Genomic DNA, 11,735 nt, shown 5'->3' with positions numbered 1-11,735 from the left:
TGAAGTTCTGAAGCACTCGTAAAGGGGCCACAATCCAATTGCTGAAATAGACAGGGCTTGGAACTCACACCTTCTGCGTCGCCGCAAGAAAGCGTGATCCCCTGTCCTATGGAGCTACTACCGGTCACCGGCCGGAAAGCAAACCGTTGGCAGGCGGATCCTGCCGCGTCCTGATGTTGACAAGCGCGATTGAAGCTTGAACATTTCTGGACGTAAGCACTTGTCTGGAGGGGTTTATGGCAATGCGCGCGGCTCGTGGTCTATCGATTCTTTTCCTTCTGTTTTTCGCCTGGAGCGGGGTCGCGCAAGCGGCCGAAGCCCGGCGGGTGGTGACATCGGACAATTCCGACTATTTTGGTTTCGATCTCAGATCCGACCAGAATGTCAGCCTCGACCAGTGCAAGACCACCTGCCTCGGCGACCCGGCCTGCCGCGCCTTCACCTACAACCTCAAGGCCAAATGGTGCTTCCTTAAATCCGATTACAATTCATTGAAACCCTTCGGCGGCGCCGTCGCCGGCAAGGTCGTCAACATCGATGGCGATCCCGACATCGGCGCGCCACCCGAGCTCGCCTTCTTCCCCAACTGGATGGCCGACCAGGCCCAGCAATACCGCAACAAGCTCACTGGCCCGACCTACACCAAGCCGACCGAGGGGCTGACGGCGCTGAGGGCGGCCGCCGAACAGTCGGCGCTGACGGGCGATCATCGCTCGGCCATGCACAAATACGAGGCGGCGGTTTCGGTGTTACCTGATGATGGCCAGCTCTGGCTCGAGCTGGCGCGCGAAACGCTTGCCGTCCATCCGACCGCCAACAGTTCGGAGCCGTCGACGCTGCCGGCGAACGCCACTTCCGCCGCCTTCAACGCCTACAAATTGCTGCGTACCACCAAGACGCGCGCCGACGTGCTGGCGCTGCTCGGGGACGGCCTTGATCGCCGCGATCTCTACAGGCCGGCCCTGCAGGCCTACGAGGCGAGCCTCGCTTTGGTCAATTCGCCGGCAGTCAGGGCCGCCTATCAGGATCTCAAGGCCCGCAAGGGCTTCCGCGTCATCGATCATACCGTCGATGCCGACACCAGCGCGCCACGCATCTGCGCGCAGTTCTCCGAGGAGCTGGTCAAGACCGGCGTCGACTACTCGCAATTCGTTACCGTCGACAACGCCGCTCCCAAGGGCGTCGAAGCCAAGGACAAGCAGATCTGCGTCGAAGGGCTCGAGCACGGCCAACATTATGACGTGACCTTCCGCGCCGGCCTGCCGGCCGCCATTGGCGAGGTCACCGCGGCACCGGTGGTTTTGTCGATCTATGTGCAGGACCGCGCGCCTTCGGCTCGCTTCACCGGCGACAGCTTCGTGCTGCCCGCCGGCGCACGCCGCGGCATACCGGTCGTCACCGTCAACATGAATGCCGCCGAAATGAAGCTCTTCCGCATCGGCGACCGCTCGCTGGCCCAGCTTCTGTCGGGATATCAGTTCCTGCGCCAACTTGACGGCTACGACATTTCGAACATCTCCGAACAGATGGGCGAGCCGGTCTGGCAAGGCCAGCTCGAAATCGCCAACGACCTCAACAAGGAAGTCACCACCTCCTTCCCCATCGACGAGGCGTTGCCGAAGCGCAAGCCCGGCGTCTATGTGCTGACCGCACAAGCCGTCAACGATCGCAGCGACGACTATGATTCGCACGCCACGCAGTGGTTCGTCGTCTCCGATATCGGCCTGTCGACCTATACCGGACAGGATGGGCTGAACGTCTTTGCGCGTTCGCTCGCAACCGCCAAGCCGATTGCCGGCGCCGAGCTGACGCTGCTGGCCAGGAACAACGAAGTCCTTGGCACCGCGACTACCGACGCGGAAGGGCGGGCGGTGTTTAATCCCGGCCTGACGCGCGGCGACAGCGGCATGGCGCCGGCCGTGCTGATGGCCAAACAGGGCGGCGACGATTTCGTCTTCCTCGATATGGGCCGCGCCGGCTTCGACCTGTCCGACCGTGGCGTCGCCGGACGGCCGGCGCCTGGCGCGCTCGACGTCTATGCCTGGACCGAGCGCGGCATCTACCGCGCCGGCGAGGACGTCCATGTCGCGGCTCTTGCCCGCGACAGTGCCGCCAAGGCGGTCGAGAACCTGCCGCTGACCTTCATCTTCTCGCGGCCCGACGGCGTCGAGGACCGCCGCATCGTCAGCGACGGCGCATCGGCCGGCGGTCACGCGGTCGACCTGCCGCTGGAACCCAACGCCATGCGCGGCACCTGGACGGTGGCGATCCATACCGATCCCAAGCAGGCGGCGGTCGCCAGCCAGATGTTCCTGGTCGAGGACTTCGTACCGGATCGCATCGAGTTCGACCTGTCCTCCGACAAGCAGGAGATCGCCCAGGGCGAGACCGCCAACATTACCGTCGACGGCCGCTTTCTCTATGGCGCGCCGGCCGCGGGCCTGGCGCTCGAAGGCGAATTGACGCTGTCGACCGGCCGCGACTGGGACCGCTTCAAGGGCTATTCCTTCGGTCTGGCTGACGAACAGTCGGCAGAACCGACGGTGACGCCCTTCACCGGCCTGCCGGTGGTCGGCGAGGACGGCAAGGCGACCTTCCCGGTTTCCGTCGATCAATTGCCGTCGACCACCAAGCTGGTCGATGCAAAGGTCACGGTCAGGATGCGCGAAACCGGCGGCCGTGCGATCGAGCGCTCGCTGAACATCGGCATCCGCCCGCAGGGCCACATGATCGGCATCCGCCCGGATTTCGACGACGACGAGGTGCCGCAGGGCGGCACGGCCAAGTTCAGCCTGATCGCCGTCGACCCAGACGGCAAGCGTGAGGCGCTGAAGGGCGCGCAGTGGTCGCTGGTCAAGGTCGAGCGCAGCTACCAGTGGTACCGCTCGAGCAACTCCTGGAACTATGAGCCGGTCACCTTCACCAAGGCGGTGGCCAACGACCAGGTCGACCTGAGCGCCGATGGCGAGGCTACCATGTCGCTGCCGGTCGACTGGGGCCGCTACCGGCTCGAGATCGAGACAGCCGATCCGGAAGGCCCGGCCACGAGCTACGAGTTCGACGCCGGCTGGTATGTCAGTTCCACCACCACCGAAACGCCCGACGGGCTCGAGATCGCCCTCGACAAGGATACCTATGCGGCGGGTGAAGTGGCCAAGCTCAAAGTGTCGCCGCACTTTGCCGGCGAGCTGCTCGTCACCATCGGCGCCGACAAGCTCCTGAAGACCGTAACCGCCAGCGTGCCGGCAGGCGGCAGCACCGTCGACATCCCGGTCGGCGACGACTGGGGCGCCGGCGCCTACGTCACGGCAACGCTGTTCAGGCCGGGCGATGCGCAAGAGACACGCATGCCGGCCCGCGCCATCGGCGTCAAATGGCTGAAGCTCGATCCCGGCTCGCGTAAGCTTGCCGTCACCTTGGCGCCGCCGGACAAGACCATGCCGCGCCAGCAGCTGTCGATCCCGGTCGCCGTCGCCGGCGTGCAGCCCGGCACCAACGCCTATGTCATGGTCGCGGCCGTCGACGTCGGCATCCTCAACCTGACCAACTACAAGGTACCGGATCCGGAGAACTGGTTCTTCGGGCAGCGCATGCTCGGTCTTGAGGTTCGCGACATCTATGGCCGGCTGATCGACGGCTCGCTGGGCACGACCGGCAAGCTGCGCACCGGCGGCGACGGCGCCAACATGCAGTCCCAAGGCAGTCCGCCGACCGAAAAGCTGGTCGCCTTCTTCTCCGGCCCGGTTCAGCTCGATGCCGACGGCAAGGCGCGGATCGACTTCGACATTCCGCAGTTCAACGGCACCGTGCGCGTCATGGCCGTCGCCTGGACCAAGGAGGCGGTCGGCCATGCCCAGTCCGATGTCATCGTGCGCGATCCGGTGGTGATCACCGCCGGCCTGCCGCGCTTCCTGGCGCCCGGCGATTCCGCCGTCATGCGGCTCGACGTCGCCGACACCGACGGCCCCGCTGGCGACTACAAGCTGACCATCGACACGACGGGCGACCTGTCTACCGGCAGTGCCGCCTTGCCTGAAAAGCTGACGCTGGCCAAAGGCAAGCGGCAGACACTGACCGTGCCGTTGATTGCGCAGACCGCGGGCAACGCCTCAATCACCGTCAAGCTTGCGCATGCCGACGGCACCGCCGTCGAGCAGACGCTCTATGTTCCGGTGCGCCCGGCGCAACTGCCGGTGACCACCCGCATGGTCGTCGACCTCAAGGGCAATGGCGGCGCGCTGCGCGTCGACAAGGAACTGCTGGCGGCAAGCCTGCTCGATGGCGCTTCGGTCAGCGTCGGCGTTTCGCAGGCGGCTGCCTTCGATGTGCCGTCACTGCTGATGACGCTCGACCGCTATCCTTATGGTTGCGCCGAACAGACCACCAGCCGCGCCATGCCGCTTCTCTACGTCAACGAGATGGCTTCCGGTATCGGCATGGCCAGCGACCCCGATCTGCATGGCCGCGTCCAGGACGCCATCTACAAGGTGCTGAGCTACCAGGCCTCGGCCGGCAGCTTCGGCCTATGGGGTCCGGGTTCCGGCGATCTGTGGCTCGACGCCTATGTCACCGATTTCCTGACCCGGGCGCGCGAGCAGAAGTACGACGTACCGGCCCTGGCAATGAACCAGGCGCTGAGTAATCTGCAGAACGCGATCGGCTACGATCAGGACGTCCAGGATCGCGGCAGCGAGATCGCCTATGCGCTCTATGTGCTTGCCCGCAACAAGAAGGCTTCGGTCGGCGATCTGCGTTATTATGCCGACACCCAGCTCGAAGCCTTTACCAGCCCGATGGCCGTCGCCCAATTGGCGGCGTCTCTCGCGCTCTACGGTGACACGCAGCGCTCGGAGGCAACCTTCCAGGCCGCGCTGCAACTGGCCAAGTCGACGCCCGAATATGACTATTACCGGTCCGACTATGGCTCGCCACTGCGTGACGGCGCGGCGATCCTGGCGCTTGCCGCGGAAAGCAAGCCGGTGCCGACCATTGTGCCGGCGCTGATCCAACTGGTGACCAGGGAACGCGCCGACGCCAGGTGGACCAGCACGCAGGACGAGTCCTGGATGCTGCTGGCGGCCCGCGCGCTGAAGGCCGGCAATGAATCGATCGCGCTGACCGTCAACGGCGCACCGCACGCCGGCGGTTATTCGGACCAGATCGCCGGCAGCGACCTGGCCGACAGTCCGCTGACCATCGTTAATACCGGCAGAAATCCGCTGCAGGCGGTCGTCACCACTGTGGCCTCGCCGATCCAGCCTCTGCCGGCCGGCGGCAACGGCTTTACCATCGGCCGTACCTACTACAAGCTCGACGGCACAGGGGCCAACGTGACGGAGGTCAAGCAGAACGAACGCTATGTCGTCGTGCTCAAGGTTTACGAGCAGAACACTTGGCCTTCGCGGCTGCTGATCACCGACCTGTTGCCGGCCGGCTTCGAGATCGACAATCCGGGCCTGGTCTCCAGCGCCCAATTGACGAACTTCTCCTGGCTGGCGCAGACCGATGCCGCCCATCTCGAATTCCGCGACGACCGTTTCGTCGCGGCGTTCAATCCGAACGACGGCGACGGCGACCGCAATATCACGCTCGCCTACGTCGTGCGCGCAGTGACGCCGGGCACCTACGCCCACCCGGCAGCAACGATCGAGGACATGTACCGGCCGCAATATTCGGCCCGCACCGCCACCGGCATGATGGAGGTCAAGGCGCCGTAACGATGGAGAGGGACGCAAACTGGTTGGTTGTAGCTAACGACGTGATGCAGCGCCGCCCCTCACCCTTACCCTCTCCCCGTGAAGGACGGGGAGAGGGGGTCGCCAGCGTTGCGGACAAGCCCCTTCTCCCCGTCCTTCACGGGGAGAAGGTGCCGGCAGGCGGATGAGGGGCGGCGCCATGCTCTCCAGAAAATTCCTGCGCCGAGCGGCCATCACGGGCATTTCCTTCGCCGGTCTCGCTGCAATCACCGCCGCCGCCCTCTGGCAGCTCGACCGCGCTTTTCCGCCGCCGCTGCCAGCTGCGCTGACGGTCTCGACCGAGGTGCATGACCGAGACGGCCAGCTGCTGCGCGCCTTCGCTACGCCGGATGGCTATTGGCGGCTCGCTACCAGCCTGGACCAGGTCGACAAGCAGTTCGTCGACATGCTGGTCACTTATGAGGACAAGCGCTTCTGGGATCATCAAGGCGTCGACGTGCTGGCACTGGCGCGTGCCGCCGGCCAGTTCGCGACCAGCGGCCATATCGTCTCCGGCGGTTCGACGCTATCGATGCAGCTCGCCCGGCTGATCGAACCGCGCGACAGCCGCAGCCTCGGCTCGAAGATCAAGCAGATGCTGCGCGCCGTCCAGATCGAACGGCGGCTTTCCAAGCGCGAGATCCTCGAACGCTATCTGACGCTGGCGCCCTATGGCGGCAATCTCGAAGGTGTGCGCGCCGCTTCGCTTGCCTATTTCGGCAAGGAGCCGAAACGGCTGACGGTCTCGGAGGCGGCCCTGCTCGTCGCTTTGCCGCAATTGCCGGAAAAGCGGCGCCCTGACCGCAACCTCGACGTCGCCCATGCGGCCCGCGACCGCGTGCTGACCCGCATGGTCTCGGCAGGCCTGCTCGGCGAACGCGAGGCCGCGCGAGCGGCGCTCGACGATGTGTCGGGGCTGCGGCGCACCTTGCCGGCACTCGCCGCCCATGCGGCCTATGCAATGCTGTCCAAGGCCATCCCCGGCCAGAAGCTGCAACTGACGATCCGCAAGAGTGTCCAGGAAGGGCTGGAGCAGGTGGCCAAGGACGCCGCCGCCAGGCTCGGCCCTCGCCTCTCGGTGGCCATGGTACTGGCCGATGCCCGTACCGGCGATATCCTTGGTGAGGTCGGCTCTGCCGATTTCTTCGATGCCAGCCGTTCGGGCTGGATCGACATGACCAAGGTCGTTCGCTCGCCTGGCTCGACGCTGAAGCCGTTCATCTACGGCCTCGCCTTCGAACAAGGCCTGGTGGCGCAGGAGACGCTGATCGAGGACAGCCCCGCCGATTTCTCCGGGTATCGGCCGAAAAACTTCGACATGGGCTATCAGGGCGATGTCAGCATCAGGCAGGCGTTGCAATTGTCGCTCAACGTCCCGGCGATCCGCGTGCTCGACGCGGTTGGCCCGGCCCGGCTGATGGCGCGCTTTCGCCAGGCCGATGTGACCCCTATCTTGCCCATCAACGAAGCGCCCGGCCTGGCGATCGGCCTCGGCGGCGTCGGGGTGACCCTGCGCGACCTGGTTCAACTGTATGCCGGCCTTGCCAATGGCGGCAAGGCACACACGCTGCATGACGGCACCGAGCCGGCGAACGCCGAACGCTCGACCACCACCATCCTCGACGGGCAGGCGAATTGGCAGATCACCGACATCCTGTCAGGCGTCAAGCCGCCCCAGGGTGCCGCCCAACGCGGCATCGCCTACAAGACCGGCACCTCCTACGGCTATCGCGACGCCTGGTCGGTCGGCTTCGACGGCCGCTACGTGCTCGGCGTCTGGGTCGGCCGCCCGGATGCCGGCGCGGTGCCTGGCCTGTCCGGCTACGTCTCGGCCGCGCCCATCCTGTTCGAAGGCTTTGTCCGTTCCGGTTTGGCCGCAGTGCCGCTGCCAAGCCAGCCGGCCGGTGTCCGGCGGCCAAAGCGCGAGGAGCTACCGGTGACGCTGACGCGCTTCGGCGCCGGCACCGATGGGCTGGTGCAGGCGACGCCGACCGAACCTGCGCCAACCATCATCTTTCCGCCCGACGGCGCCCGCGTCGATCTCGGCACTTCCTCGGCCGATGCCTCGCCGCTGGTGCTCAAGCTGCAGGGCGGCCGCGCACCATTCCGCTGGCTGGCCAACGGCAAGCCGCTGGTCGGCATTGACAGGCGGCGCACCGCGACCTGGCAGCCGGACGGCGCCGGCTATTCGACCCTGACCGTGATCGACGCGGCGGGACGCGCGGCCAGTGTGAAGGTTTTCGTCGAGTGAAAGTTTCCCTTGAATAGATTCTGGCAGGTGATTCAGGGGATTGGGTTTTACGTCTTGCTTTCGGCCGCCGGTATTTCCTCGGCCTCTGCTGACACCCTCCCCGCCGGCTTTGTTCGGCTGGCCGACATCGATCCCAGTATCCGGCAGGATATCCGCTATGCCGGCCTCGAAAATTTCCTGCATCGCAAGGTAAGCGGCTACGATGCGCCGGCATGTGTCCTCACCAGGCAAGCGGCGCAAGCGCTTTCGGGAGTGCAGAAAGCGATTGCTGCCGAAGGGCTGACGTTGGTCGTGTTCGACTGCTATCGCCCTGCGCGGGCTGTCTCCGACATGGGTGAATGGACAAAAACGGGCGGACCACCGGACCCGCAATGGTACCCAAAGGTCAAGCGCAAGGATCTCATCGCCAAGGGTTATATCGGCGAACTGTCCACCCATTCGCGCGGATCGACGGTTGATGTCGCGATCGCGCGAGCCGACCGCAAGAGCGCTCCGAAACCGGCCTGCGGCGCGACGAATGCCGACACGCTCGACTTCGGCACCGGTTTCGACTGTTTCGATCCGGCGAGCGAAACGGCTCATAGGCCGCTCGCCAGTGAAGCGGCGGCAAACCGCAAAAAACTTGTCGAGGCGATGCGCGCCGGCGGCTTCAAGAATTACGCCCGCGAATGGTGGCACTTCACGCTGGAAAACGAGCCGTTTCCAAGAGAGCGCTTCAACTTTCCCGTTACCGCCGAATAGCCGGCCGAAACCTTCGGACGCGACGCAGCCATTGCCGAAGAGCTAGCCGTCTCTAGATAATCGCGTCGGGAGCGCGATCATGGTCCATGCGGGGAAAATAGTTTCTCGCATCGCCGAAAGTAGGCGAAAAATTGCTTCAATAGGCCAAAAAAGGCAACATTGAATGCATCTAAATTCTATCAATTCGGTAGATTTGGCGCGAGTTCAACGGAGGCGGAAATGACCAAACCTCATTTCAGGAAACTGCTCGGCGCACTGGTCGCCACGTCTGTCCAGTTCGGCACGCTCGGTTTCGCGTTTGCCGACACCACCATTCTCAACGTGTCCTATGATCCGACGCGAGAGCTCTACAAGCAATTCGACGAGGCCTTCATTGCCCACTGGAAGGCCGAGACAGGCGAGACGGTCACCGTCCAGCAGTCGCATGGCGGATCCGGCGCGCAGGCGCGCGCCGTGATCGACGGGCTCGATGCCGACGTGGTGACGCTGGCGCTCGAAGGCGATATCAACGCCATTGTCTCGAAAGCGAAGAGGATCAATCCCGACTGGCGGACGAAATTCGAAAACAATTCGGCGCCCTACACCTCGACCATCATCTTCCTCGTCCGCAAGGGAAACCCCAAGGGCATCCATGACTGGGGCGATCTGGTCAAGGACGACGTCCAGGTGATCACGCCGAATCCCAAGACCTCCGGTGGCGCGCGCTGGAACTATCTCGCCGCCTGGGCCTACGCCAGCGCCAAGGATGGCGGCGACGAGGCCAAGACCAAGGAATTCGTCGGCAATCTCTACGCGCATGTCCCGGTTCTCGACACGGGTGCGCGCGGCGCCACCGTGACATTCGCGCAAAAAGGGCTGGGCGACGTGCTGCTCGCCTGGGAAAACGAGGCCTATCTGGCGCTCGACGAGTTCGGCGCCGACAATTTCGATATCGTCTACCCGCCGACCTCGATCCTGGCCGAGCCGCCGGTCGCCGTGGTCGACGCCAATGTCGACGCCAAAGGCACGCGGAAAGTTGCCGAAGCCTATCTGAGCTATCTCTATTCCAAGGAAGGCCAGACGATCATCGCCAAGAACCATTATCGCCCTTCGAAGCCCGACCTGGTACCGGCGGAGGACCTGGCCAAGCTGCCTGAGATCAAGCTGATCACCATCGACGACCCGCTTTTTGGCGGCTGGAAGAAGGCACAGCCTTATCATTTCGGCGATGGTGGTATATTCGACCAGATCTACAAGCCGGCCCAGTAGCATTTAGATCAGGACGACATGACCACAGCACCCGCCAAGGCGGGGTGGCGATTCAGGCAGCCGAGCGTCATTCCGGGTTTCGGATTGACGCTCGGCTTCTCGCTTGCCTACCTCACCCTCATCATCCTCATTCCCCTGTCCGGGCTGATCTGGCGCTCGGCGGCGCTCGGCTGGACCGACTTCTGGGCGATCGTCACCGATCGCCGCACCATCAACGCGCTTGAAATAAGCTTCGGCACCGCCTTCATTGCCGCCGCCGTCAACGTCGTCTTCGGCACGATCGTGGCCTGGGTGCTGGTGCGCTACAGCTTTCCCGGCCGCCGCATCGTCGATGCCATGGTCGACCTGCCCTTCGCGCTGCCGACGGCGGTCGCCGGCATCGCGCTGACAACGCTTTACGCACCGAACGGCTGGATCGGAAGCCTGCTGACGCCGCTCGGCATCAAGGTCGCCTACACGCCGCTCGGCATCGTCATCGCGCTGGTCTTCATCGGCCTGCCCTTCGTCGTACGCACCGTGCAGCCGATCATGGAGGAGATCGACAAGGAGGTAGAGGAAGTGGCCGCCACGCTCGGCGCCAATCGCTTCCAGATCATCAGCCGCGTTCTGCTACCCGGACTGGCGCCTGCCATCGTCACCGGTTTCGCGCTGGCCTTCGCGCGCGGTGTCGGCGAGTACGGTTCCGTCATCTTTATCGCCGGCAACCTGCCCTTCAAATCCGAGATCGCACCACTTCTGATCGTCATCCGGCTGGAGGAATATAATTACGCGGCGGCGACCGCGATCGCGGCGATCATGCTGGCGCTGTCCTTCGTCATGCTGCTGGTCATCAACCTGGTGCAGACCTGGAGCCGCAAGCGCTATGGCTGACCCGGAGATCAAATCCTACGCGCCGCACCACGAGAGCCAGTCGCCGGCGGTGACTGAAAGCCCCACGGCGAGAACCGTGCTGATGATCGTGACCTTTGCCTTCCTCGGCATTTTCCTGCTCCTGCCGCTGATCATCGTCTTCAAGGAAGCTTTCGCCAAAGGTATCGAGGCTTACACACAGGCGCTGGGCGAACCGGACACGCGCTCGGCGATCCGCCTGACGCTTCTGGTCGCGGCGATCTCGGTGCCGCTCAACATCGTCTTCGGTATTTCCGCCGCCTGGGCGATCGCCAAGTTCGAGTTCAAGGGCAAGGCGTTTCTGACCACACTGATCGACCTGCCGTTTTCGGTCTCGCCGGTCATTTCCGGCCTGGTCTATGTGCTTCTGTTCGGGGCGCAAGGCCTGCTCGGCGCCTGGCTCAAGGCGCATGGCATTGTCATCCTGTTTGCCGTGCCGGGCATCGTGCTGGCCACGATCTTCGTCACCTTCCCCTTCGTCGCCCGCGAATTGATCCCGCTGATGCAGGAACAGGGCAATGGCGACGAGGAGGCAGCCCTGTCGCTCGGGGCCAATGGCTGGCAGGCGTTCTGGTACGTGACGTTGCCCAACGTCAAATGGGGATTGCTCTACGGCGTGCTGTTGTGCAATGCCCGCGCGATGGGCGAGTTCGGCGCGGTCTCGGTGGTGTCGGGCCACATACGCGGGCTGACGAACACCATGCCACTGCATGTCGAAATCCTTTATAACGAGTACAATGCCGCCGCCGCCTTTGCCGTCGCTTCGCTGCTTGCCGGCCTGGCGCTCGTCACGCTGGTCTTGAAAACACTTCTCGAGATGCGCTACGGCGCCGAGATCGCCGCGACGCGCGGACACTGACAAAATGCATGTC

6 protein-coding genes are annotated in these 11,735 nt (G+C 64.3%); all 6 read left to right on the top strand.

Translation table 11 applies throughout. The features are described from left to right. Nucleotides 1-236 precede the first annotated feature (236 nt). On the top strand, nucleotides 237-5,717 hold the full coding sequence (locus NKH23_RS31055) for an alpha-2-macroglobulin family protein (RefSeq protein ID WP_353026000.1): 5,481 nt from the start codon (nucleotides 237-239) through the stop codon (nucleotides 5,715-5,717). 178 nt (nucleotides 5,718-5,895) lie between these two features. Beyond that, entirely contained in the window at nucleotides 5,896-7,986 is a 2,091-nt protein-coding gene (gene pbpC / locus NKH23_RS31050; RefSeq protein ID WP_353036309.1) for a penicillin-binding protein 1C, read from the top strand. A 9-nt stretch (nucleotides 7,987-7,995) separates the two neighbouring features. Then, a complete protein-coding gene (locus NKH23_RS31045) occupies nucleotides 7,996-8,727 on the top strand; it encodes a M15 family metallopeptidase (RefSeq protein ID WP_352912712.1) in 732 nt (243 codons plus the stop codon). A gap of 219 nt (nucleotides 8,728-8,946) precedes the next feature. Next, entirely contained in the window at nucleotides 8,947-9,975 is a 1,029-nt protein-coding gene (locus NKH23_RS31040; protein WP_352716922.1) for a sulfate ABC transporter substrate-binding protein, read from the top strand. Nucleotides 9,976-9,993: 18 nt separating this feature from the next. Then, nucleotides 9,994-10,845 carry a sulfate ABC transporter permease subunit CysT gene (gene cysT / locus NKH23_RS31035; RefSeq protein ID WP_352665961.1) on the top strand — a complete coding sequence of 284 codons (852 nt, stop codon included), beginning with the start codon at nucleotides 9,994-9,996 and terminating at the stop codon, nucleotides 10,843-10,845. Continuing rightward, entirely contained in the window at nucleotides 10,838-11,722 is an 885-nt protein-coding gene (gene cysW, locus NKH23_RS31030) for a sulfate ABC transporter permease subunit CysW (protein ID WP_352716924.1), read from the top strand. Before cysT ends, cysW begins: the two co-directional genes overlap by 8 nt. The last annotated feature ends 13 nt before the right edge of the window (nucleotides 11,723-11,735 follow it).

Source organism: Mesorhizobium sp. M1328 (genome assembly GCF_040318075.1).
Lineage (GTDB): Bacteria > Pseudomonadota > Alphaproteobacteria > Rhizobiales > Rhizobiaceae > Mesorhizobium.
Note: the sequence above shows the minus strand (reverse complement) of the source record. Positions and strands in the feature narration are given on the sequence as shown.

What these genes read in the sequence shown, in the direction of transcription:
- cysW (WP_352716924.1), top strand. Translation starts at nt 10,838, where the DNA reads ATGGCTGACCCGGAGATCAAATCCTACGCGCCGCACCACGAGAGCCAG.
- NKH23_RS31040 (WP_352716922.1), top strand. Translation starts at nt 8,947, where the DNA reads ATGACCAAACCTCATTTCAGGAAACTGCTCGGCGCACTGGTCGCCACG.
- NKH23_RS31055 (WP_353026000.1), top strand. Translation starts at nt 237, where the DNA reads ATGGCAATGCGCGCGGCTCGTGGTCTATCGATTCTTTTCCTTCTGTTT.
- pbpC (WP_353036309.1), top strand. Translation starts at nt 5,896, where the DNA reads ATGCTCTCCAGAAAATTCCTGCGCCGAGCGGCCATCACGGGCATTTCC.
- cysT (WP_352665961.1), top strand. Translation starts at nt 9,994, where the DNA reads ATGACCACAGCACCCGCCAAGGCGGGGTGGCGATTCAGGCAGCCGAGC.